Origin of the sequence: Klebsiella sp. HMSC16C06 (genome assembly GCF_001808325.1) — a bacterium.
Lineage (GTDB): Bacteria > Pseudomonadota > Gammaproteobacteria > Enterobacterales > Enterobacteriaceae > Klebsiella > Klebsiella variicola.
In genome coordinates this window covers 1-22,839 of record NZ_KV793004.1, presented here as the reverse complement: position 1 = coordinate 22,839, position 22,839 = coordinate 1, and the positions used below count along the sequence as shown (strand labels likewise).

Annotated in this window: 28 protein-coding genes; 11 read left to right on the top strand and 17 right to left on the bottom strand. The window is 56.6% G+C overall.

Going from position 1 to position 22,839, the window contains the following annotated elements:
* Window positions 1-4: 4 nt before the first annotated feature.
* On the bottom strand, window positions 5-280 hold the full coding sequence (locus HMPREF3142_RS14215; RefSeq protein WP_004105744.1) for an oxidative damage protection protein: 276 nt from the start codon (window positions 278-280) through the stop codon (window positions 5-7).
* A gap of 28 nt (window positions 281-308) precedes the next feature.
* On the bottom strand, window positions 309-1,367 hold the full coding sequence (mutY, locus tag HMPREF3142_RS14210; RefSeq protein ID WP_008806473.1) for an A/G-specific adenine glycosylase: 1,059 nt from the start codon (window positions 1,365-1,367) through the stop codon (window positions 309-311).
* Window positions 1,368-1,503: 136 nt separating this feature from the next.
* Here mutY and trmB point away from each other — a divergent pair, with 136 nt between their 5' ends.
* From trmB to HMPREF3142_RS14195, 3 genes are read left to right on the top strand one after another with little or no spacing between them, the layout of a single operon-like run.
* Window positions 1,504-2,223: a tRNA (guanosine(46)-N7)-methyltransferase TrmB gene (trmB, locus tag HMPREF3142_RS14205; protein ID WP_002916627.1), complete on the top strand. Its 720-nt coding sequence runs from the start codon at window positions 1,504-1,506 to the stop codon at window positions 2,221-2,223.
* Window positions 2,223-2,549, top strand: a complete 327-nt coding sequence (locus HMPREF3142_RS14200) for a YggL family protein (protein WP_012967224.1) — start codon at window positions 2,223-2,225, stop codon at window positions 2,547-2,549. Before trmB ends, HMPREF3142_RS14200 begins: the two co-directional genes overlap by 1 nt.
* Window positions 2,550-2,599: 50 nt before the next feature.
* On the top strand, window positions 2,600-3,319 hold the full coding sequence (locus HMPREF3142_RS14195) for a YggN family protein (RefSeq protein WP_012540560.1): 720 nt from the start codon (window positions 2,600-2,602) through the stop codon (window positions 3,317-3,319).
* A 40-nt stretch (window positions 3,320-3,359) separates the two neighbouring features.
* Here HMPREF3142_RS14195 and hemW read toward each other — a convergent pair whose 3' ends face one another.
* Genes hemW through HMPREF3142_RS14170 form a run of 5 tightly spaced genes read right to left on the bottom strand, consistent with a single transcriptional unit; the run spans window position 3,360 to window position 6,670 of the window.
* Complete coding sequence (gene hemW, locus HMPREF3142_RS14190) at window positions 3,360-4,496, bottom strand: radical SAM family heme chaperone HemW (RefSeq protein ID WP_002916617.1); 1,137 nt, start codon at window positions 4,494-4,496, stop codon at window positions 3,360-3,362.
* A complete protein-coding gene (locus HMPREF3142_RS14185; protein WP_012540562.1) occupies window positions 4,489-5,082 on the bottom strand; it encodes an XTP/dITP diphosphatase in 594 nt (197 codons plus the stop codon). Before HMPREF3142_RS14185 ends, hemW begins: the two co-directional genes overlap by 8 nt.
* A gap of 12 nt (window positions 5,083-5,094) precedes the next feature.
* Complete coding sequence (gene yggU / locus HMPREF3142_RS14180) at window positions 5,095-5,385, bottom strand: DUF167 family protein YggU (RefSeq protein WP_002916614.1); 291 nt, start codon at window positions 5,383-5,385, stop codon at window positions 5,095-5,097.
* Entirely contained in the window at window positions 5,382-5,948 is a 567-nt protein-coding gene (locus HMPREF3142_RS14175) for a YggT family protein (RefSeq protein WP_004205182.1), read from the bottom strand. Before HMPREF3142_RS14175 ends, yggU begins: the two co-directional genes overlap by 4 nt.
* A gap of 20 nt (window positions 5,949-5,968) precedes the next feature.
* Entirely contained in the window at window positions 5,969-6,670 is a 702-nt protein-coding gene (locus tag HMPREF3142_RS14170; protein ID WP_012540563.1) for a YggS family pyridoxal phosphate-dependent enzyme, read from the bottom strand.
* Window positions 6,671-6,686: 16 nt separating this feature from the next.
* On the opposite strand from HMPREF3142_RS14170, the gene HMPREF3142_RS14165 reads away from it, so the two are divergent.
* Window positions 6,687-7,667 carry a type IV pilus twitching motility protein PilT gene (locus HMPREF3142_RS14165; RefSeq protein ID WP_070612165.1) on the top strand — a complete coding sequence of 327 codons (981 nt, stop codon included), beginning with the start codon at window positions 6,687-6,689 and terminating at the stop codon, window positions 7,665-7,667.
* A gap of 348 nt (window positions 7,668-8,015) precedes the next feature.
* Complete coding sequence (locus HMPREF3142_RS14160) at window positions 8,016-8,669, top strand: LuxR family transcriptional regulator (RefSeq protein WP_004205179.1); 654 nt, start codon at window positions 8,016-8,018, stop codon at window positions 8,667-8,669.
* Window positions 8,670-8,721: 52 nt separating this feature from the next.
* On the opposite strand, the gene ruvX is transcribed toward HMPREF3142_RS14160, so the two are convergent.
* The 8 genes from ruvX to metK form a co-directional block, all read right to left on the bottom strand.
* Window positions 8,722-9,138: a Holliday junction resolvase RuvX gene (ruvX, locus tag HMPREF3142_RS14155; protein ID WP_012540565.1), complete on the bottom strand. Its 417-nt coding sequence runs from the start codon at window positions 9,136-9,138 to the stop codon at window positions 8,722-8,724.
* Window positions 9,138-9,701: a YqgE/AlgH family protein gene (locus HMPREF3142_RS14150; RefSeq protein WP_012540566.1), complete on the bottom strand. Its 564-nt coding sequence runs from the start codon at window positions 9,699-9,701 to the stop codon at window positions 9,138-9,140. Before HMPREF3142_RS14150 ends, ruvX begins: the two co-directional genes overlap by 1 nt.
* Before the next feature lie 174 nt (window positions 9,702-9,875).
* Entirely contained in the window at window positions 9,876-10,826 is a 951-nt protein-coding gene (gshB, locus tag HMPREF3142_RS14145) for a glutathione synthase (RefSeq protein WP_012967229.1), read from the bottom strand.
* 20 nt (window positions 10,827-10,846) lie between these two features.
* Window positions 10,847-11,578 carry a 16S rRNA (uracil(1498)-N(3))-methyltransferase gene (gene rsmE / locus HMPREF3142_RS14140; RefSeq protein ID WP_012967230.1) on the bottom strand — a complete coding sequence of 244 codons (732 nt, stop codon included), beginning with the start codon at window positions 11,576-11,578 and terminating at the stop codon, window positions 10,847-10,849.
* A 91-nt stretch (window positions 11,579-11,669) separates the two neighbouring features.
* The gene (gene endA, locus HMPREF3142_RS14135) at window positions 11,670-12,377 is read right to left on the bottom strand and encodes a deoxyribonuclease I (RefSeq protein ID WP_008806460.1); all 708 of its coding nucleotides are present in this window, start codon (window positions 12,375-12,377) and stop codon (window positions 11,670-11,672) included.
* Window positions 12,378-12,471: 94 nt separating this feature from the next.
* Window positions 12,472-12,972, bottom strand: coding sequence for a SprT family zinc-dependent metalloprotease (locus HMPREF3142_RS14130; RefSeq protein ID WP_008806459.1), 501 nt, complete (start codon window positions 12,970-12,972; stop codon window positions 12,472-12,474).
* A gap of 77 nt (window positions 12,973-13,049) precedes the next feature.
* The gene (locus HMPREF3142_RS14125; protein WP_008806458.1) at window positions 13,050-14,444 is read right to left on the bottom strand and encodes a sugar porter family MFS transporter; all 1,395 of its coding nucleotides are present in this window, start codon (window positions 14,442-14,444) and stop codon (window positions 13,050-13,052) included.
* 379 nt (window positions 14,445-14,823) lie between these two features.
* Window positions 14,824-15,978, bottom strand: a complete 1,155-nt coding sequence (gene metK / locus HMPREF3142_RS14120) for a methionine adenosyltransferase (protein ID WP_008806457.1) — start codon at window positions 15,976-15,978, stop codon at window positions 14,824-14,826.
* 138 nt (window positions 15,979-16,116) lie between these two features.
* Here metK and HMPREF3142_RS29895 point away from each other — a divergent pair, with 138 nt between their 5' ends.
* The 4 genes from HMPREF3142_RS29895 to speB all read left to right on the top strand — a co-directional run bounded on the left by HMPREF3142_RS29895 (window position 16,117) and on the right by speB (window position 19,950).
* Window positions 16,117-16,392 carry a hypothetical protein gene (locus tag HMPREF3142_RS29895; RefSeq protein ID WP_136047534.1) on the top strand — a complete coding sequence of 92 codons (276 nt, stop codon included), beginning with the start codon at window positions 16,117-16,119 and terminating at the stop codon, window positions 16,390-16,392.
* Between the two features lie 287 nt (window positions 16,393-16,679).
* The gene (gene yqgB / locus HMPREF3142_RS27950) at window positions 16,680-16,811 is read left to right on the top strand and encodes an acid stress response protein YqgB (RefSeq protein WP_002916578.1); all 132 of its coding nucleotides are present in this window, start codon (window positions 16,680-16,682) and stop codon (window positions 16,809-16,811) included.
* A gap of 8 nt (window positions 16,812-16,819) precedes the next feature.
* Window positions 16,820-18,796, top strand: a complete 1,977-nt coding sequence (gene speA, locus HMPREF3142_RS14115; RefSeq protein WP_008806456.1) for a biosynthetic arginine decarboxylase — start codon at window positions 16,820-16,822, stop codon at window positions 18,794-18,796.
* Window positions 18,797-19,029: 233 nt separating this feature from the next.
* On the top strand, window positions 19,030-19,950 hold the full coding sequence (gene speB, locus HMPREF3142_RS14110; RefSeq protein WP_002916572.1) for an agmatinase: 921 nt from the start codon (window positions 19,030-19,032) through the stop codon (window positions 19,948-19,950).
* A gap of 131 nt (window positions 19,951-20,081) precedes the next feature.
* Here the strand turns inward: speB and HMPREF3142_RS14105 are convergent, their stop codons facing one another.
* Complete coding sequence (locus HMPREF3142_RS14105; RefSeq protein WP_070612164.1) at window positions 20,082-21,350, bottom strand: OprD family outer membrane porin; 1,269 nt, start codon at window positions 21,348-21,350, stop codon at window positions 20,082-20,084.
* Window positions 21,351-21,438: 88 nt separating this feature from the next.
* On the opposite strand from HMPREF3142_RS14105, the gene HMPREF3142_RS29450 reads away from it, so the two are divergent.
* Window positions 21,439-21,603: a hypothetical protein gene (locus HMPREF3142_RS29450; protein WP_176747616.1), complete on the top strand. Its 165-nt coding sequence runs from the start codon at window positions 21,439-21,441 to the stop codon at window positions 21,601-21,603.
* 124 nt (window positions 21,604-21,727) lie between these two features.
* Here HMPREF3142_RS29450 and HMPREF3142_RS14100 read toward each other — a convergent pair whose 3' ends face one another.
* Window positions 21,728-22,486 (bottom strand): metalloprotease LoiP, encoded by a 759-nt coding sequence (locus HMPREF3142_RS14100; RefSeq protein ID WP_012540572.1) that lies wholly within the window; start codon window positions 22,484-22,486, stop codon window positions 21,728-21,730.
* 280 nt (window positions 22,487-22,766) lie between these two features.
* On the opposite strand from HMPREF3142_RS14100, the gene HMPREF3142_RS30220 reads away from it, so the two are divergent.
* Window positions 22,767-22,839 (top strand): hypothetical protein (locus HMPREF3142_RS30220; protein WP_370655577.1); only part of this gene is annotated, 73 nt, incomplete at its 3' end.

Here is a 22,839-nt window from a genome sequence, read left to right as displayed (position 1 = left end):
GCCCTTACTGTTTTTCCGGCGGCGTGTAGCCTTCGATATGCACGTCTTTCCCTTCAAACAGGAACTGCACCATCTCCTGCTCCAGCAGCTTGCGGTGCTCCGGGTTCATCATGCTGAGTTTTTTCTCGTTGATCAGCATGGTCTGCTTGTGCTGCCACTGCGCCCAGGCTTCTTTGGAGATTTCGTTGTAAATGCGCTTCCCGAGTTCGCCCGGATAGAGCTGGAAATCCTGGCCGTCCGCTTCACGCTGCAGGAAAGTACAAAAAATGGTTCTGCTCATAATCACTCCTCTTTGATAGCCGAAAAATTTATACCGGCGTTCCGGCTTTTAACTGTTGCAACAAGCGCTCCACGGGGGCCGCCAGTCCGACCGACGGCGGCTGCGCTAAGTTATACCAGAGTGCGTTGCCTTCATCCATGCATGCGCCAGATGAGTGCACTGTAAGCCACATCGGCACAATATCCAGGTGGAAATGGCTGAAAGTGTGGCGAAAGGCGGTTAATTGCGTCAGATTATCGGCCTTTATCTGACGCTGCGCCAGCCACTCGCGCAGCTCCGCTTCGTCTGCAAACTGCGGAAAACAGAATAGTCCGCCCCACAAACCCACCGGCGGACGCTGGGAGAGAAACACCTCGTCGCCGTGCTGCATCAGCAGGAAATAGCCGGTGCGTTCCGGGATGGTCTGCTTCGGTTTTTTACCCGGATATTCCGCCCATGAATGATTCGCGTAGGCCACGCAGCCATTGCTCAACGGGCACAGCTCGCACTTCGGCTTCGAGCGGGTGCAAACCATCGCCCCGAGATCCATCATCGCCTGGTTGAAGCGTTCTACCCCTTGCGCCGGGGTCACCTCTTCGCTGATATCCCACAGCCGTTTTTCGACCTCTTTTTTTCCCGGCCAGCCGCTGACAGCATAGCAGCGGGCGAGCACGCGCTTCACGTTGCCGTCGAGAATCGGATAATGCTGACCGAGCGAAAGCGACAAAATCGCCCCTGCCGTTGAACGCCCGACGCCGGGCAGCGCGGCCACTTCCTCAAAGGATTGCGGGAAGATGCCGCCATGCTGTGTCGCCACCTGCTGGGCGGCTTTATGTAAATTGCGCGCCCGCGCGTAGTAGCCAAGGCCGGTCCACAGATGCAGCACCTCATCCAGCGGCGCGTTGGCTAAATCAACCACCGTTGGGAAACGCGCCATAAAGCGTTCAAAATACGGGATTACCGTGGTCACCTGGGTTTGTTGCAACATCACTTCGGAGAGCCATACTTTGTAGGGCGTCTTGGCGATTTGCCAGGGCAGGGTTTTACGCCCGTATTTGTCGTACCAGTCCAGGACCTGGGCTGAAAATTGCGCGGCGAGAAAAGTCAAAGCTATGGCTCCGGGATCGCGATTACAGGGTGGCAGATTGCAGCACAAGGGCGAGTGGCTGTAAACCCTTGCATCCGCCGGGTAACTTTGGATAATGCCCGTTTTCCGAACACTTTCACTAGCAGACTTAACTTTTATGAAAAACGACGTCATTTCTCCGGAATTCGATGAAAACGGTCGCCCGCTGCGCCGTATTCGTAGCTTCGTCCGTCGCCAGGGGCGCCTGACGAAAGGGCAGCAGCATGCGCTGGATAACATTTGGCCGGTGATGGGCGTTGAATTCAACGATGCGCCACTCGATTTCGCTGCCCTGTTTGGCCGCGACGCGCCGGTCACACTAGAAATTGGTTTCGGCATGGGGGCTTCGCTGGTGGCGATGGCGAAAGCCAAACCGGAACAGAATTTCCTCGGCATTGAAGTGCACTCCCCGGGCGTTGGCGCCTGTCTGGCTTCTGCTGAAGAAGAAGGTGTGCAAAATCTGCGCGTGATGTGTCACGATGCGGTGGAAGTGCTGCATACCATGATCCCGGATAACTCACTGAATATGGTGCAGCTGTTTTTCCCTGACCCGTGGCATAAAGCGCGTCATAATAAACGTCGTATCGTGCAGCCGCCTTTCGCTGAGCTGGTCAAAAGCAAACTGAAACTCGGCGGCGTCTTCCATATGGCGACCGACTGGGAAGCCTATGCCGTGCATATGCTGGAAGTGATGTCCTCGCTGGAAGGCTATCGTAACCAGTCGGCAAGCAACGATTACGTACCGCGCCCGGAATCGCGCCCGGTAACCAAATTTGAACAGCGTGGCCATCGTCTCGGCCACGGCGTATGGGACTTAATGTTCGAGAGGGTGAAATAATGGCCAAGAATCGTAGCCGTCGTCTGCGTAAAAAAATGCATATCGACGAGTTTCAGGAGTTAGGCTTCTCCGTCGCCTGGCGTTTCCCGGAAGGGACCACCGAAGAGCAGATCGACCAGACGGTCAACGATCTGATCGAAGAGGTGATTGAGCCGAACAAGCTGGCCTTCGACGGCAGCGGCTATCTCTCCTGGGAAGGGCTCATCTGCATGCAGGAGATCGGTAAGTGCACCGAAGAGCATCAGGCCATCGTACGCCAATGGCTGGAAGCGCGTAAGTTAGAGGATGTGCGCACCAGCGAACTTTTTGACGTCTGGTGGGACTAAGTTTGACAAGGGTCGGCAACTGCCGGCCCGTTTTGTCTTAAGGGAGTTTTATGATGCGTAAAACGCTGCTGGCGGTGGCACTCTCCGTCACCGCTTTGTCTGCCCATGCGGACTACCAGTGTAGCGTCACGCCGCGTGACGATGTGATCCTCAGCCCGCAGCAGGTGCAGGTGAAAGGGGAAAACGGCAATCTGGTGATAAAGCCGGACGGCAACCTGACCTTTAACGGTAAAGCCTATACTCTGAGCGCCGCCCAGCGCGAGCAGGCGCAGGATTATCAGGCCAGTCTGCGCAGCAGCCTGCCGTGGATTGACGAAGGCGCGCGCTCGCGAGTCGAAAAAGGCCGCAAGGCGCTGGATAAAATCATTACCGAACAGGTTGGCGCCAACAGCAGCATGCATGGTCGCCTGACCAAGCTGGACGCGCAGCTGAAAGAACAGATGAACCGCATCATTGAGCGCCGCAGCGATGGCCTGACCTTCCACTATAAAGCTATCGACCAGGTACGTGCCGATGGTCAGCAGCTGGTGAATCAGGCGATGGGCGGCATTCTGCAGGACAGTATTAACGAGATGGGCGCGAAAGCAGTGCTCAAAGGCGGCGGCAACCCGCTGCAGGGCATTCTCGGCAGCCTCGGCGGCCTGCAAACGGCCATTCAGGATGAATGGAAAAACCAGGAGGCCGATTTCCAGCAGTTTGGTAAGGACGTCTGCAGCCGGGTGGTCTCGCTGGAGGATAGCCGGAAATCGCTGGTTGGCTCGTTAAAATAAAGACATGGCGGTCCGCTTTCCGGCAGGACCGCCTCTGCGTTTACTCGTTCAGAAATAACTCAAGCAGGGAATTCAAAAACAGCTTACCGTGCTCGGTAATCTGCCAGTTCTGCTCGTCTTCCTGCAGATAGCCCTGGGCTATCGCCGCATCCAGCTGCGGGCGGATCGCCGCTTCCTCAAGACCGGTATAGCGACTAAATTCTGCGCGCGGCGCGGCCTCCAGCAGGCGGAAACGGTTCATAAAGAACTCGAATGGTTTATCCGCCTCTTCCACATCATGCTGACGCTCGAGGTAACGGCCTTCCATATACCCGCGCGGGTGGCGGGTTTTGGCGGTCCGCAGAATGCGTCCGTCAGGGAAGGTTATCTTACCGTGCGCGCCGCAGCCGATGCCGAGGTAGTCGCCAAAGCGCCAGTAGTTGAGATTATGCTGACACTGGAAGCCCGGTTTAGCGTAGGCGGACGTCTCGTACTGCTGATAGCCAGCGGCGCTTAGCAATTGATGTCCCTGCTCGAAAATATCCCATAGCGCGTCGTCATCCGGCAGCACCGGCGGCCGGGAGCCGAACAAGGTGTTCGGCTCAATGGTCAGCTGGTACCACGACAGGTGCGGCGGGTTGAGGGCAATCGCCTGACGCAGATCGTCCAGCGCCTCCTCCAGCGACTGGTCCGGCAGACCGTGCATCAGGTCGAGATTGAAGCTGCGCAGGCCGAGGCCGCTGGCGAGACGTGCTGCGCGCTTGGCCTCCTCCGGACCGTGGATCCGCCCCAGGCGCTGCAGCTTCGGTTCGCTAAAGCTTTGTACGCCGATGGAGATACGGTTCACCCCGGCGCGCTGGTAATCAACGAAGCGATCGGCCTCCACGGTGCCCGGGTTGGCTTCCATGGTGATTTCCGCCCCGGCGGCCAGCGGCAGGCAGGCGCGGACGCCATCGAGCAGGGTTTGCATGGCCGGGCCGGACAGCAGGCTTGGCGTACCGCCGCCGATAAAAATAGTGCCTATTTCCCGTCCCTGGGCATATTGCGCATCGGCCTGCAGGTCGTTTAGCAGATGCTGGACGTAATCGTCATGCGGCACCTCGCCTTTCAGCGCATGCGAATTAAAGTCGCAGTACGGGCATTTCTGCACGCACCAGGGAATATGAATATAGAGACTCAGCGGCGGCAAATTAGCCATTACGTAATGCTTCCAGTAACAGTTTTAGCGCTTGCCCACGATGGGAAATCGCGCTCTTTTCTTCACGGCTCAGTTCGGCCGCGGTTTTCCCTTCGGACGGGACGAAGAAGATCGGGTCGTAGCCGAAGCCACCCGTACCAGCGGCTTGTCGGGTGATTACCCCAGGCCAGCTGCCGTGGCACACCAGCGGCGTGGGATCCTCGGCATGGCGCAGATAGACCAGCACACAGTGGAACTGCGCCTGACGCTGGTCGTCCGGCACGTCCTTTAACGCGTCGAGCAGCTTCTCAAGATTCTGCTGGTCGGTGGCGTCGACGCCGGAATAGCGGGCGGAGTAAATACCCGGCGCGCCGCCAAGCGCATCGACGGCCAGACCGGAATCGTCGGCGATGGCCGGCAGGCCGGTGATCTGTGCCGCATGACGCGCTTTCAGAATCGCGTTTTCAATAAAGGTCAGGCCGGTCTCTTCCGCAGAGTCCACGCCCAGCTCGGTCTGAGCGACGATATCGAGACCAAAATCTTCCAGCAGCGAGGCCAGTTCGCGCACTTTACCGGCGTTGCCGGTCGCGAGGACGACTTTTTGCATGATGAATCCTGTTTATTCAGTTAGCGCCGCGACCGCAGTCGGGATCTGTTGTGGGGCGATGATTTTAACTTGCTTATGGCGACCCAGCTCGCCTTTTTCAATCAGTACCTGGCTTTTGGCGACGCGGAACTGTTTGGCGAGAAATTTCACCAGGTGGGCATTGGCCTGGCCATCAACGGGCGGGGCGGTAATGGCGACTTTGAGCTCGTCGCCATGTACGCCCACGATGCTATCGCGGCTGGCCTTCGGCTGAATGTACAGCCTCAGCACCAGCCCGTCAGCACAGGTTTCAACGGCACTCATAGCGCCATCCACAGCCCCGGCAGCAGCACGTTACCGGTGGCCTGCAGCACCTCGGCGACACCCATATTAATCACGTACAGCAGCAGCACCAGCACCATCGGTGAGAAATCGATACCGCCCATCGACGGCAGCAGGTTGCGGATAGGGCGCAGCAGCGGGTCCGCCAGCTGCATCAGCACGTACTCCACCGGACTGCGGCCCTGGCTGACCCAGCTCATGATCGCCATCAACAGCAGCACCCAGAAGATCAATGAGCCGATGGTTTTCAGCAGAATAAGCAGGGCGGAGATCCAGATGATCGGCTGGAAGGTGATCACCATAAACAGCACGATCGCTTTGATGACGCAGAGAATAAATGCCACCAGCAGCGAGGCGCTGTCAATCGGCCCCATCGCCGGGATAATCCGGCGCAGCGGCCCGACAATCGGCTGGGTGGCCTTCACCACAAACTGCGAAAACGGGTTGTAAAAGTCGCAGCGCGCCCACTGCATCCAGACGCGTAACAACACGACCATCGTGTAAAGTTCAATGACCGTTGAAAGCAGGAAAGTCAACGTCTTCATGGCGTTCCTCAGATTCCTTATTATTTGCTGTAGTCGCGCGCACCAAAAATAGCTGTGCCGATGCGCACCATCGTGCTTCCCGCCGCGATTGCGGCTTCCATATCGTCCGACATTCCCAGAGACAACGTATCGACCGTGGGGTACCGCGTTTTTAATCGCGCAAATGCTACCGCCATTTGCTGGGCGACGGCAAACTGCCTTACATATTCTGACTCAGGCGCGGGGATGGCCATCAGACCGCGCAGCTCCAGATGAGGTAACTCAGCGATCTCTGCCGCTAATCCATCGAGCGCTTCCAGCGGGATGCCGGATTTGCTCTGCTCATCGCTAATGTTGATTTGAATCAGCACCTTCAGCGGCGGCAGATGCGCCGGGCGCTGTTCGTTCAGGCGGGTGGCGATTTTCAGCCGATCGACGGTGTGGCACCAGTCAAAATGCTCTGCCACCAGCCGGCTTTTGTTGGACTGCAGGGGGCCAATAAAGTGCCACTGCAGCCCACTGACGCCGGCCTGCTGGAAATGGTTAATCTTCTCCACGCCCTCCTGGACGTAGTTTTCACCAAATGCCCGCTGGCCTGCCGCGATGGCTTCTTCGATCGCGCTCGCAGGTTTTGTTTTACTCACTGCAAGCAATGTCACTTCTTCTGGCGCACGCCCGCAACGAGCGGCGGCACCGGAGATTTTGTCCCGGACCTGTGCCAGGTTATGCGCAATATCGTTCATATTCCGAGGATGAGTTATGAAGCTGGAAGAAATCGTAGCCCTTAGTGTAAAGCATAATGTCTCCGATCTACACCTGTGCAATTCCGCCGCACCGCGCTGGCGGCGGCAGGGCAAGCTGGAGCCCGCCCCGTTTCCCGCGCCGGATATCCCGGATTTACTCAACTGCTGGCTTGATGCCGCACAGTTACAGCACTGGCAGGAACACGGCCAGATTGACTTTGCGCTGACCCTGGTCTGCGGTTCGCGGCTGCGCGCCAGCGCTTTCGCCCATACGCGTGGAATATCGCTGGTGCTACGCCTTCTGCCTGAACAGTGCCCGCGTCTGGAGACGCTGGGCGCCCCGCCTGCGCTGAGCGAGCTGCTGGCGGAAGAGAGTGGCCTGCTGCTGGTCACCGGAGCGACGGGCAGCGGCAAGTCGACCACCCTGGCGGCGATGGTGGGGCATCTCAACCAGCATCTTGATGGCCATATTCTGACCCTGGAGGACCCGGTGGAGTTTATCCATCACAGCGAGCGCTGCCTGATCCAGCAGCGGGAGATTGGCCGTCATTGTCCTTCGTTCGCCGCGGCGCTCCGCGTGGCGCTGCGCCAGGATCCGGATGTGATCCTGCTCGGGGAGCTACGCGACAGCGAAACCATTCGTCTGGCGTTAACGGCTGCGGAGACCGGACATCTGGTAATGGCGACATTACATACCCGCGGCGCGGCGCCGGCGGTGGAGAGATTGATCGATGTCTTTCCGGCAGAGGAGAAAGATCAGGTTCGTAGTCAGCTGGCCGGAAGCCTGTGCGCGGTGCTGGCGCAAAAATTGTTACCTGCACGTCAGGACGGGAGAGTTGCGCTATACGAGCTTTTGGTCAATACCCCCGCAGTAGCTAACTTGATCCGTGAAGGAAAAGTGCACCAGTTGCCCGGCATAATGCAGACCGGGATGCAGGCCGGAATGCTGACATTTACGCAGAGTTTTCAGCAACGTGTCGCCGCAGGCGAGCTGTAAGAGAAGCGTGAAGCAGACAGGGCGGGTTAAATGATATGTTAACTGAATGTTTGATGGCTGTTTATTTATATTATTTGGTAATACAAATAACCATTCTGAATAAATTCAAATAACACATTCAGTTGCGATATGTCGACAGTGAATACGCATTTCCAGGAAAAAAGTTTGATTACCTTTTGACAGCTTTGAGGTATTCGATTTATGCTGTTTACGGGAATAGGATGATTCTCATGGAATAACGTTTCAATTTGTAAATTGCCAAGGCTATTTATAAATTCACGACTGTTTGTATATTTTTTTATTCATTTAACCACCATGGCGGTGGGTAGCAGCTAAGGAGAGTTTTAAGTGATTAATTTAAATGGAAATTCATCATCTTCTCGTCAGGTCACATTTATTACCCATCCGTCAATTCAGAGCAAAGCTTTTGCCAGCTATCTGAGCGAAACCCTGATGGCACCAGTGGTTTTACAAAATATTAATAAACCACTGGCACAGCGCCTGGCGAAAGATTCTGTAATATTATTTGATATCGCAGTTTCAAATAAGAAATTAAATGGGGTATGGCGAGATATTATTCGACTGCAGGCAGATAATCCTCGCTTGTTGATTATCAATAGCGCACAAAAGTATGAGTTATACGAAATGGCGCAGTGGCCGGCTTTATATGGCGTGTTCCGCCATGACGATGATGAATCGCGCTTAATTGAGGGCGTTAAGGCCGTACTGAACGGCGAACAGACGGCTGAATTGAGCGTGATGCACCCGGCGATGTACGCTGCGGACCATGCATCGGCGCCCGTTGAGAACTCGCCACTCACCGAGCGGGAATGTGAGATCCTCAACGAGCTGCGCTGCGGGGCGACGAATCTGGATATTGCCCGTGCCCTGTTTATCAGCGAGAACACGGTGCGTACGCACCTGTACAATGTGTTTCGTAAACTGAGCGTGAAGAATCGCACTCAAGCGGTGAGCTGGGCGAACGAACATCTGCGCCACTAAGCGGTCAGAAGCGCGCCGTCAGCCATTTGCCGGCGGCGCAGGAGAGCAGAGCCTAAAAGCTCTGCTCGAAGTAGCTTTCCAGAATGACCACGGCTGAGGCCGAATCAACGCTACCTTTATTCAGCGCGCGGTAGCCGCCGTGTTCAAATAAGCCTGCCCGAGCCTCCACCGTACTCAGACGTTCATCGTGAAGGACGATCGCGACGCCAAAGCGGCCATGAATTTTATTAGCGAAATTCCGCGCGCGCGCCGTCAGCGGTTGCTCGGTGCCGTCCATATTCAGCGGCAGGCCAACGATCACCGCCTCAGGCTGCCACTCTTTGAGCAGTTTTTCGATGACATTCCAGTCCGGTTTACCGTCCTGCGCCTTCAGCGCCGGTAACGGTCGCGCGGTTGCGGTGATGCGTTGCCCCACCGCCACGCCGATGCTTTTGGTGCCGAAATCAAAGCCGAGAAAGGTTCCGCTCATCATGCATGCCCCGCGACGCCAGGCATCGTCACAATGTCGATACCAATCAGTTTAGCCGCCTCGCGCCAGCGATCGGCGATGGGCGTGCGGAAGAGAATATTCTGGTCGGCAGGGGCGGTAAGCCAGGCATTATCTAAAATCTCCTGCTCCAGTTGCCCTTTCTCCCATGAGGAGTAGCCCAGCGCCACCAGTACGTTGCCCGGCTGCCTGTCGGTACCTAAGGTTTCAAGAACATCCCGCGAGGTGGTGACTACTGTGTTATCCGAAATGCGGATACTCGAGGAGAAGTCCGAGGGCGGGGTATGCAGAATAAAACCGCGGTCTTCCGCCAGCGGGCCGCCCAGCATCACCGGTTTATCCAGACGGATCTCCGGATTGCGCGGCTCCGGAACAATCTTGAGCTTCTCAAGGATCCCTTCCACCTGCAGATTTTCCAGCGGCTTATTGATAATAATGCCCATGGCTCCCTCGTCGTTATACTCGCAGATATAGACCACGGAGCGGCGGAAAATCGGGTCCTGAAGCGCAGGCATGGCAATCAGAAAGTGATGCTGTAAATTCATTGTCAGAGGTTCTGTTCCTGGTTCAAAAAGCAACACCCAGTATGCGGGCAAAGTAGAATAGTGTCGATGCACTTTATCTGGCTGGCGCCCGAGTGGCGCCTGGCTGGCGGCGTTTCACGAGCGCGGTCAACCGCGCTCGCTGCGCCATGAGCGGACGTTTATCCGCCCTGGTGTTTATTTGGTGATACGTCTTTCGATAGCGTCCATCAGCATGCCGGTGATCGAAATATCCGGGAAGGCGGCTTCAATCTCACGCACGCAGGTGGGGCTGGTGACGTTAATTTCCGTCAGACGGTCGCCGATGATATCCAGGCCGACGAAGATAAGACCTTTGGCTTTCAGCGTCGGGCCGACGCGGCGGGCAATTTCCCAGTCGCTTTCGGTCAACGGGCGAGCTTCGCCACGGCCGCCGGCGGCCAGGTTGCCGCGGGTCTCGCCGCCCTGCGGAATACGCGCCAGGCAGTAAGGCACCGGCTCGCCGTCCACCACCAGCACGCGCTTGTCGCCGTCTTTAATGGCGGGCAGATAGTTCTGCGCCATGCAGTAGCGGCTGCCGAGCTCGGTCAGGGTCTCCGTGATCACGCCAAGGTTCGGATCGCCGGCTTTGACGCGGAAAATAGAGGCACCGCCCATGCCGTCGAGCGGTTTCATGATGATATCGCCGTGTTTTTCCCAGAAGGCCTTCAGCTGGGCTTTATTGCGGGTGACCAGCGTTTCCGGCGTCAGTTCTGAGAACCAGGCGGTGAACAGTTTCTCGTTACAGTCGCGCAGGCTCTGCGGCTTGTTGACGATAAGCGTGCCTTTCTCTTCCGCCCGCTCCAGGATGTAGGTGGCATAAATAAATTCGGTATCGAACGGCGGATCTTTACGCATCAAAATAACGTCAAGATCGGCCAGCGGCAGATCCTGCTCACCGGTGAAGTCATACCATTTATCGTAGTTCTGTTCGACGCTCACCGTGCGCGTACGGGCGCGGGCTTCGCCGTTGATCAAATAGAGGTCGTTCATCTCCATATAATGGAGTTCATAGCCGCGACGTTGCGCTTCCAGCAACATAGCGAAGCTGGTGTCTTTCTTGATGTTGATGGTTGCGATGGGATCCATCACGATGCCGAGCTTGATCATGGTTCTTCTCCGTTAACGCCTCAACCTAAGTCGCCAAAACGCACCTGCAGGGCGGTGATGGCGGTGAGCGCAGTAGTCTCTGTACGCAGAACGCGCGGTCCCAACAGGATATCAGTAAACTGGTATTGCGCGGTCATCGCTATCTCTTCTGCCGATAGCCCACCTTCCGGACCAATCAGCAAACGGACGCGTTCAACCGGTAGCGGCAGCGTATTAATGCTGGCGCTGGCGCGCGGGTGCAGGTTGAGCTTCATCCCGCTGTCCTGCTCGGCGCACCACTCTTCCAGCTGCATGGCCGGACGTATTTCCGGTACCACATTACGACCGCTCTGTTCGCAGGCGGCAATAGCGATTTTCTGCCACTGCTGGATCTTCTTCTGCAAACGTTCGGCGTCCAGTTTAACGCCGCAGCGCTCGGAAAACAGTGGCGTTATGAGGCTTACCCCGAGTTCGATCGATTTCTGGATAGTAAATTCCATTTTTTCACCGCGCGACATCACCTGGCCTAAGTGAATATGCAGCGGCGATTCACGATCGTCGGGTTCGCCGCTGAGCACTTCAACCGTGACATTTTTCTTGCCGGCCTCAGTGATGACAGCGTCAAATACCTGATTACTGCCGTCAAAAAGCTGTAGGTGCTGACCGGCGGTCATGCGCAGGACGCGACCGACGTGGTTGGCCGCGTCATCGCTCAGCGCAATCTGGCTGCCGATAGTGAGGCGTTCTGGATGATGGATGCGAGGAATGCGCATGCTTGATATTCCGTTCGTTGCGCAGATGCCAGCTTCCCGCCACCGGGCGGGAAGCACAGGGCTGCAAATTAACAATTGCCGCTAGTGTAGGTTAGCTCTTTTGCGCCTGGCAAGCCTGCTGGACATACGGATTATGGTTGCCCTGCACTTTCGCGATGCGCTCATCGCGCTCACATTCCCAGGCGGTGACCGGGTACTGTTTATCCCAGGCGGTAAACAATTGAGTTTGCTGGCGGGAAAGATTCAGCTGGTAGCGGTCGCGCATATAGAAGTAGGTGCGGGCGATAGCGCCGCGGGCGCGGGCAGGGGGCTCGGCGACTTTATCTTTAAAATCGACCTTCATGGTGCACTGGCCGTACTGGCCTTCACCGCCGTTCCACTGGCTGTACATAAAGTTGCCGCGATCGCCATTGACTTCCCCTACCGCCGGCTGCAGGTTGTGCATATCGCTTTCCATCTTGCGGTACTCCGGATCTTTGGCGCAGTTTTGCCGCCCGCCTTCCTGCCAGCACTGGCGCTGATGGCCGAACTGCCACGCCGGCACCACGTGTTCCCATTCAACCCGGCTGGCGCGGTTCTCATTTTTACGCACTTTATAGCCGCAAGATTCCAGATCGATAACGCCTTTTTTACCCTGCCAGTCGATTTTACAGCCGCAATAAAAGTCGCCCGGAACGTCGGCGTTCACTTTGACGCCAGCGGCCTTGGCCTGGGAAAAACTATTAATACCGGCGGCCGCGAGCGGGCCACTGACTGCCGTGCTCAATACCGCAACGGCTAAAATATGCATACGGGACATCGTTAACTCCGTGTCAAAACGAGCCCGCAACGTAGCGAATGAGGGTGCTGGATGCAATCAGTCAGATCAGAAAGTTTCTAATAAATTCTGATGGTTATTTTTCAGCCACCAGCAGATCGCCGCAGTGAACGCAGCGGTAGGTGGCCTCGCCGCGCACCACCCGGTTATGGCGACGGACGGTGAGCTGATGCTGCTGACAGCGACAGCGGTAGGGGAAGGTGTTCTGGCGGACCGAATCGAGTTCAAAACGGTGAGTGCGACGCGCGGGAACGCCAAGGACGTTCTCCATCATCCATTTCCACTCTTTACCGTGCGGCGCGACGCGGCCAAAGTGCTGCCAGACCAGCAGGTGCGCCAGCTCGTGCGGCACCACTTCATCGATAAACTCCTGCTGATTTTCCAGCAGCAGCACCGGATTTAAACGAATTTCGTTTTTCTCCAGCCAGGCGGTGCCGGCGGAGGTACCGCGCTGCTGGTAGACCAGCGTCGGCTCAGCGTAGCGGCGTTCCAGTTTGAGGTTCGCTTTGGCGAGATGCTCCCGCAGGCTGCGCATCACGGCCTGCTGAATAGCGATGGGAATACGGGGTGTTTTCATAGCGCCAGAGGATAGTGCGACGGGCGGGGGAGAGCAAGAGGAAGCTTCCTCCCGGGAGGGGAGGAAGCTCAGGCGGGTTAGTCGCGGGCGCCGATTTCACGCAGCGGACGACCCTGCATCAGGTTACGTTCAATATGTTCCAGCGAGACGTTTTTGGTTTCCGGAATCAGCCAGATAGTCAGCAGGATAAACAGCACGTTCAGACCGCCGTACACCCAGAAGGTGTTGGCGCTGCCCAGCGAGTTGAGCATGGTCAGGAAGGTGGCGCCGACAATCATATTGGCAATCCAGTTGGTCGCTGTGGAGCAGGTGATGCCGAAGTCGCGGCCCTTCAGCGGCTGGATTTCGGAACACAGTACCCAAATCAGCGGACCGGCGCTCATGGCGAAACCGACGATGAACATCAGCAGCATCAGGACGGCGATGTACTGCGCGGTAGAGGAGTGAATGCCGATGTGCATCATGCTACCCAGCACGCCCATGCCCGCGGCCATCACGATAAAGCCGAGGATCAGCGTTGGTTTACGGCCCCAGCGGTCGACCAGACCGATAGCGATAAAGGTGGCCAGCACGTTGGTCAGACCGACGATCACCGTCCCCCACATCTGCTCGGTGGTGTTGGCATAGCCCGCCAGTTCAAAAATCTTCGGTGCGTAGTACATGATGACGTTCATGCCGGTGAACTGCTGCATCACCTGCAGCAGAATACCGAGGAACACCGCGCGGCGGAAGTTACTGTTGTCTTTGAACAGCGACCAGCCGGACTGTTTCACCTTCAGGCTTTCGCGGATTTCGTCGAGCTCACGTTTCGCTTCGGCGCTGGTATCGCGCAGGCGCAGCAGCACGCGTTCGGCATCGACGAAACGACGTTTGGCGGCGAACCAGCGCGGGCTGTCTGGCAGGAAGATAACGCCGATCAGCAGCAATACCGCCGGAATAATGATCACGCCGAGCATCCAGCGCCACGCGCCGCTGTAGCTGAAAGCGGTGTCAGAGAGATAGGCACCGAGGATCCCGATGGTGATCATCAGCTGGTACATCGAAATCATACTGCCGCGGATTTTCTCTGGCGCGATTTCCGACAGATACAGCGGAGCCGTGTATGACGCGACGCCCACCGCCAGGCCCAGCAGCACGCGGGAAACCAGCAGGATCTCGACGTTTGGCGCGGCAGCGGAGAACAGAGAGCCGGCGACAAAGAGGATGGCGCCGATCATCAGGCTTTTTTTACGGCCCAGTTTGAAGGAGAGCCAGCCGCTGCCGACCGCACCGACGGCAGCCCCGAACATCATGGAGCTGACCACCCACTCCTGGGTGTGGGCTGAAATCTGGAACTCATTGGCAATAAAGGGTAAGGCACCCGCAATAACACCGATATCAAGGCCGAACAGCAGGCCAGCCAGCGCGGCGAGGAAACAGACGAAGAACGTCATAGTCTTGTTCGAACGCCCTTGTTTTTTGTTGTCAGGCATAACGCCCTCCAGTTGAGTTATTGATTCTGTCGATGGTTAGGGTAGGACACTCGACGGTAAAAAAACGTGATTATAGTCACGGCTGTGTAATCGTTTACACAAAGGTAAAGAAACGTAATCCATTAAATGCTTTTTAAATCAGCAGTATATACAAGGATAGTCGACATTTTGAAAAACGGTAATCAGAGTTGACCGAAACAATATGTAACATTGTGAAAAATACCCGCACGCTATGCCTGTTATGGAAACAAAGGGGCAGTCATCATAATGTAATCGCTTTCATCGCGTTACCGCGTTTCGCTGAAGCGAAGCGCAGGGGGGAGGGAGACGGAAACAAAAAGGCCAGCGCGAGGCTGGCCTTGAAGAGAGGAAGCAGGGGTTATTTCAGACCGGCCGCTTCGCGCAGCAGAGCCGCTTTGTCGGTTTTTTCCCATGGGAAATGCTCGCGACCAAAGTGACCGTAAGCCGCGGTTTCTTTGTAGATCGGGTGCAGCAGGTCCAGCATCTGAATCAGGCCGTACGGACGCAGGTCGAAGAACTCGCGCACCAGCAGGGTCAGCTGTTCAGAAGGCACTTTCTCGGTGCCGAAGGTTTCCACCATGATCGAAGTCGGTTCAGCGACGCCGATAGCGTAGGAGACCTGAATTTCACAACGATCGGCCAGGCCCGCGGCAACGATGTTTTTCGCCACATAGCGCGCCGCGTAGGCTGCGGAACGGTCAACTTTAGACGGATCTTTACCGGAGAACGCGCCGCCGCCGTGACGAGCCATGCCGCCGTAGGTATCAACGATGATCTTACGACCGGTCAGACCGCAGTCGCCCATCGGGCCGCCGATAACGAAACGTCCGGTCGGGTTGATGAAGAATTTGGTCGAAGCGTTCAGCCATTCGGTCGGCAGGGTCGGCTTGATGATCTCTTCCATCACCGCTTCCTGCAGGGATTTCTGGTCGATGTCTTCCGCGTGCTGCGTGGACAGAACCACCGCATCGATGCCGACGATTTTGCCGTCGTCATACTGGAAGGTCACCTGGCTTTTCGCATCCGGACGCAGCCACGGCAGGGTGCCGTTTTTACGCACTTCAGCCTGGCGCTGCACCAGACGGTGAGCATAGGTCACCGGCGCCGGCATCAGCACGTCGGTTTCGTTGGTCGCATAGCCAAACATCAAACCCTGGTCGCCTGCGCCCTGTTCCAGCGGGTCGGCACGGTCGACGCCCTGGTTGATGTCCGGAGACTGTTTACCAATGGCGCTCAGAACGGCACACGAGTTGGCGTCAAAGCCCATATCGGAATGCACGTAGCCAATTTCGCGGACGGTGTTGCGGGTGATCTCTTCGATATCAACCCATGCGCTGGTGGTGATTTCGCCGCCTACCAGCACCATGCCGGTTTTGACATAGGTTTCACATGCGACACGCGCTTTCGGATCCTGCTCGAGGATCGCATCCAGCACGGCATCAGAGATTTGGTCAGCAATTTTGTCAGGATGCCCTTCTGATACGGACTCAGACGTAAAAAGGTGTTTTGCCATATTTTATTTCACCTGTGGACGATTCGGATAGCTCATACTGTTGTGTAATGTGGCTTTGGTGGATAATCAGCGCAAAGCCGCGCAGGTAGCGACACGAGCAGTCTGAGTGTTAATCAGTATAGACGGATTAACTTCTGGATGGCTATTTTAGGTCAATTCTTGAGCCCATTTCCAGCCTTTTTTGATGGCGGTCGCATTTATGGGAAAACCCGCCTGGCAAATTTTCCTGACAACCGCGCAAACGCACACATTTTTATTTTGCTTTTTACCCTGCTTCTCGGTATAAAACGCCGCGCGCGGCTCATTAAAAAAGCGCACGGGGCATCGCCCTGTGGTGCCACTTCCAGCCGGGTTAAGCAGTCTGTATTTACAGAATCTCGCAGCGGCGTAGCGCCTGTTGCCCGGTATGTATAGCTTTGGCTTGTCGCCGACCCTGTCGCAGGGCGGTGTGGAGGTGATACCAGATAATGAACCAATGTTTTTCGCTTGATTCGTCGCGTCGTTCTGTCGCGCGTCAGCACTCCGCAACCTGCATCTCTCTCATGCAAACCAGCCGATGTTCACCCCATCTCGGCGCTTCTCAGGATTCCAGGGCCGGTCGGTCGTCAGAAAACTGAACAAGGGCGCTCTTGCCAGGCAAGAGTTTTCTCGTGGTTTCTCCGGACTGTCATACTCTGTTCGGCTACGTGTTTTACGATGATATGAATAAGAAACCGGTCGCGCAGTCGCAAAACCAGCAGATAGTGCTGGGCTTTAGGACTGTTCATGGGTTGTTATCGCATCTTTGGACTGCGATAGTAGTTAACTGTCTTACACTTATTATTAAAAATTGAGGTTCGCTATGTCTGACGACATGTCTATGGTTTCGCCTTCGTCAGCAGGCGAACACGGTGTACTACGTTCCATGCAGGAGGTAGCGATGAGCTCCCAGGAAGCCAGCAAGATGCTGCGTACTTATAATATTGCCTGGTGGGGCAATAACTATTATGACGTCAACGAACTGGGCCACATCAGCGTTTGCCCGGATCCGGACGTCCCGGAAGCGCGCGTGGACCTCGCGGAATTAGTCAAAGCCCGCGAGGCGCAAGGGCAACGTTTGCCGGCGCTGTTCTGCTTCCCGCAGATCCTGCAGCACCGCTTGCGCTCGATCAACGCCGCCTTCAAACGCGCGCGTGAATCGTACGGTTATAATGGCGATTACTTCCTTGTCTACCCGATTAAGGTTAACCAGCACCGTCGCGTGATTGAATCGCTGATCCATTCCGGCGAGCCGCTGGGACTGGAAGCCGGTTCGAAAGCCGAACTGATGGCCGTGCTGGCGCACGCCGGGATGACCCGCAGCGTCATCGTCTGTAACGGCTATAAAGACCGCGAATACATCCGTCTGGCCCTGGTGGGCGAGAAGATGGGCCACAAGGTCTATCTGGTCATCGAGAAGATGTCCGAGATCGCCATCGTGCTGGAAGAGGCCGAGCGCCTGAACGTGGTGCCGCGCCTTGGCGTGCGTGCGCGTCTGGCTTCGCAGGGCTCCGGCAAATGGCAATCCTCCGGCGGAGAGAAGTCCAAGTTTGGCCTCGCGGCGACCCAGGTACTACAGCTGGTCGAGATCCTGCGTGCCGCAGGGCACCTTGAGAGCCTGCAACTGCTGCACTTCCACCTCGGTTCGCAGATGGCCAATATTCGCGATATCGCCACCGGCGTGCGTGAATCCGCGCGTTTCTACGTCGAACTGCATAAGCTGGGCGTCAACATTCAGTGCTTTGACGTCGGCGGCGGTCTGGGCGTGGACTATGAAGGGACCCGCTCGCAGTCTGACTGCTCGGTGAACTACGGTCTGAACGAATACGCCAACAACATCATCTGGGCGATCGGCGATGCCTGCGAAGAGAACGGCCTGCCGCACCCGACGGTGATCACCGAATCCGGCCGCGCGGTGACCGCGCACCATACCGTGCTGGTTTCCAACATCATCGGCGTGGAGCGTAACGAATACACTGAGGCGACCCCGCCGGCGGAAGACGCCGCGCGTCCGCTACAGAGCATGTGGGAAACCTGGCTGGAGATGCACGAGACCGGCAACCGCCGCTCGCTGCGCGAATGGCTGCACGACAGCCAGATGGACCTGCACGATATCCATATCGGCTACTCCTCTGGCACCTTCAACCTGCAGGAGCGCGCCTGGGCCGAGCAGCTGTATCTGAACATGTGTCATGAAGTGCAGAAGCAGCTCGACCCGAGCAACCGCGCGCATCGTCCCATCATCGATGAGCTGCAGGAGCGGATGGCGGATAAAATCTACGTCAACTTCTCGCTGTTCCAGTCGATGCCGGATGCCTGGGGAATCGATCAGCTGTTCCCGGTGATGCCGCTGGAAGGGCTGAACAAGTCGCCGGAGCGCCGCGCGGTGCTGCTGGACATCACCTGCGACTCCGATGGCGCCATCGATCACTACGTGGACGGCGACGGGATCGCCACCACCATGCCGATGCCGGAGTACGACCCGGAGAACCCGCCGATGCTGGGCTTCTTTATGGTCGGCGCCTATCAGGAGATCCTTGGCAACATGCATAACCTGTTTGGCGATACCGAGGCGGTGGACGTGTTCGTCTTCCCTGACGGCAGCGTTGAGGTTGAGCTGTCCGACGAGGGCGACACCGTGGCGGACATGCTGCAGTATGTGCAGCTGGATCCGAACACGCTGCTGACCCAGTTCCGCGATCAGGTGAAAAATACCGGCCTGGACGACGCGCTGCAGCAGCAGTTCCTCGAAGAGTTTGAGGCGGGACTGTACGGCTATACTTATCTGGAAGACGAGTAGCCGCCGATGCCCGGTGGCGTAGCGCTTACCGGGCCTACGAAGGTAGGCCGGATAAGGCGAAGCCGTCATCCGGCGGAATGCGATACTTACTTGAACCCGTATGCATTACCGGCGATAATTCACGCCAATAAGCGATTTATCTATCAAACCCTTCCTCGTCGGGCCTAACGACGCGGAGGGGTTTTTTTATACTTATTTTTTACGTTCCACGACTGCGAAAAGAGGTCATATCCATGAGCACTTTAGGTCATCAATACGATAACTCCCTGGTATCCAATGCCTTTGGCTTTCTGCGTTTGCCAATGAACTTCATGCCGTATGAAAGCGATGCGGACTGGGTCATCACCGGCGTGCCGTTCGATATGGCGACCTCCGGGCGCGCGGGTGGCCGTCATGGCCCGGCGGCTATCCGTCAGGTTTCCACTAACCTCGCCTGGGAGCACAACCGTTTCCCGTGGAACTTTGACATGCGCGAACGCCTGAACGTGGTGGACTGCGGCGATCTGGTGTACGCCTTCGGCGACGCGCGCGAAATGAGCGAGAAGCTGCAGGCCCACGCCGAGAAACTGCTGGCGGCAGGCAAGCGCATGCTCTCCTTCGGCGGTGACCACTTTGTTACCCTGCCGCTGCTGCGCGCCCACGCTAAGCATTTCGGTAAAATGGCGCTGGTGCACTTTGATGCCCACACCGACACTTACGCCAACGGCTGCGAGTTCGACCACGGCACCATGTTCTACACCGCGCCGAACGAAGGGCTTATCGATCCGAACCACTCCGTGCAGATTGGTATCCGTACCGAGTTCGACAAAGATAATGGCTTTACGGTGCTGGACGCCGGCCAGGTTAACGACCGCAGCGTTGATGACGTCATTGCCCAGGTGAAGCAGATCGTCGGCGACATGCCGGTGTACCTGACCTTTGATATCGACTGTCTGGATCCGGCGTTTGCGCCGGGCACCGGGACCCCGGTTATCGGCGGATTGACCTCAGACCGGGCGATCAAACTGGTGCGTGGCCTGAAGGATCTGAACATCGTTGGGATGGACGTAGTGGAAGTCGCTCCGGCCTACGATCAGTCCGAAATTACCGCTCTGGCGGCGGCGACTCTCGCTCTGGAAATGCTCTACATCCAGGCGGCGAAGAAGGGCGAATAAGCCGGGTAACCCCGACCCTCTCCCTTCCCGGGAGAGGGTTGCGCGCGGCACAGAGGGGTTATCAAGGCGCCGGGCGAGTGCTCCTGTGCGCCGGGAGAGGGCCGGCGCGCAGGAGAGGGGTCATTATCGCGTCAAAACACGTTAAACGGATATTCGACGTAGAACCGGACTTCATTCCCGCTGACGTTATAGTCGCTGGCGTTGCTGGACACGCGCAGCACCGAATAGCGTAGTCTGAATTTCAAATCTTTCGCCACGCCGTTTTGCACCTGGTATTGAACCTGGTTGAACCATTCGTGTTCTTTGCCGTTGCTGGTCTCTGAAGTTTTAATGTTATCACCGCGCACATAGGCGGTGGTCCAGGTCAGCCCCGGTAATCCCAGCCCGGCAAAATCCAGTCCGTACGATGCCTGCCAGGAGCGTTCATCTTCACCGTTAAAATCAGACCAGTAGGAGTTGGCCAGCCAGATGGTGTTCCCGCCATCGCCGACGCCGCCCTGGTTCTGGTAGCCGCCGTAGTGGTAACCGGTGCTGCCGCTGCTTTGCTGATAAGCGACTTTAAAGGTATGAATATCCCAGATGTAGCTGGCGGCCAGGCTCCAGATGCTATTGCTGCGACCGGTGTCATTGGCGTCGGCATATTCTTGATCCAGGCGTGAGTTATAGCCGTTGAAATCGAGAACCAGCTGTTGGTTGGCGGCGAACGGCTGCTTATAGTTCAGGCCAAGATACTGTTTGTTCAGCACATCTTCGACGTGTGACGCGTACAGCGCGCCGCTGAGCTGGTCGTTGAACCGGTAGCTTGCCCCGCCGAAGGTCAGGCTTTTCAGGCCGCTGTTATGGCTGTCGTCGCTTTTGCGCTGCTGGTCGGTGAGATAACCGGCGTTAATTTCCAGGCCGTCGATTTCGCGCGAGGTGAGCATGGTGCCGGTATAGCTCTCGTACAGCAGGCGTGAATCGTCAGCGTAGACGATGGGCAGCATCGGGCGCTGGCTGCCGTAGCTGAGCACAGTATTTGAGAAGCGCATTTTACCGGTGGCGCCGAATTTCGCGAGGTCGGATTTTGCGCGGCCGTCGTCATCCTGGGCGAAAAAGTCGATCCCACCCGCGCCGCTGCGCCCGCGACCGCCGTCAAGGCGCACCGCATACTGGGCGATACCGTCCACGCCGAAGCCGACCGGTCCCTGGGTAAAGCCCGATTCGAAGGTGGCGATAATCCCCTGGCCCCATTCGGCTTTATTCGGCAACCCATCGCGATAATCACGTTTGATATACGCGTTACGCAAAAAGAGATCCAGATGGCTGTCGTCAATAAAGCCCTGACTGGCGGATTGTTGGCTGGCGAAAGTCGGCGTGGCGGCAATAATGCCAAGTGCGATTAACGATAATTCTTTTTTCACTGAAGGCACTTCTCTGTCTGTCGATATATTCAAGGGAATCACTGCAGTCGCGATATTCTCCTGAAATAATGTCGAAAGCAATCATTGTGTGAGCAATGGTATCGCCAGGAAACAAGCTGTGTGGCGCACGCCGGCTGCGTTTGGCGAAGAGGGGTGGACTATTTATTATCTGGAGGAACGCGGTTCTGAAAGGCGGATTGTGTACGCTGTTTTTTATTTGCAAAATAATATCTTGCTGAGTGACAGCGCTTAAAATAATTGGCTGTGACGAGGTGCAGCAATAATTAACGGTTTGTGCGCTTAAGTTATCAATTCATGCGGCTAAATATTTTTACAGGGATATAAAAAAGGGAGGCGATAATGCCTCCCGCTGTCGATTATTTAATCCCGTCGGCTTTCATGCGATCGCGAATATGCTGGGCGCGAGCTTCGGAGGCCGGGTGATCGTCAAACATAGAGCTCTGACGACCGGCTTCCAGCTTGGCCAGTTTTTCGAAGCTGGTGGCCAGTCCCGACGGATTGATGCCGCGCTTACGCAACAGGTCATAAGAGTAGTCATCCGCTTCCGATTCCTGACGCTGGGAGAACTGCGAGTTCACCAGTTTTTCGCCTAAATCGCCCAGCTGCGACTGCGACAGGCTGCCGACGATGCCGCCGGCGGAGGCCGCCGCCGCACGCACGGCGTTGGTCCCCAGCGCGACCTGCATGCCTTTCTTCACGTGGCCCAGCGCAACGTGACCCATTTCGTGGCCGATAACCGCTTCAACTTCATTATCGTTCATCAGGTCCATCAGCCCGCTGTAAACGCGGATGCAGCCGTTCGCCATCGCGAAGGCGTTCACATCCTTGGTCTCATAGACCTTGTAGTTCACTGGCTGGCCATTGATGTTATCGCCCAGCGCGGTCGCGATTTTGCTCAAACGCTGGCTGTATTCACTGCTGGCCGGGGCGATTTTCGCTTTGGCGTCCATCTCTTTACAGGCCTGGTCGCTTAAGGTTTTCACCTGCGCGTCGCTGAGGGAGTACGCCTGGAAGGCTTCGGCGCCTGAGCTGAGCAGACCATTGGAGTCCATGTTCTGACATCCGGTGAGGGTTGCTGCGATCCCAAGAGCAAGTACGGTTGAGCGAATTTTCATTTTTTTATCTTCCACAATCTTATGGTTGTTTATCCGACAATACGGCGACGGCAGGGAACCGTATTCTGCGTAAATTATAAAGAGTATCGCAGGATGCGGGCGAGCGGATTCCGGGGTAGCACAACCTGTTCCAGAGATTTCTTAAAGGGCAAAAGGATGCTCCATGTACATGACTTGTCGCTTGGGTTACATTGTTCACACTTTTTTCCGGCGTAGCCCAAAACGCGCTCTCGTCAAGTCGTTAAGGGCATGGCCTTCAACAGTCCGAACTGGAGTCAAAATGTCCTCACGTAAAGAGCTTGCTAACGCTATTCGTGCGCTGAGCATGGACGCTGTACAGAAAGCCAAATCCG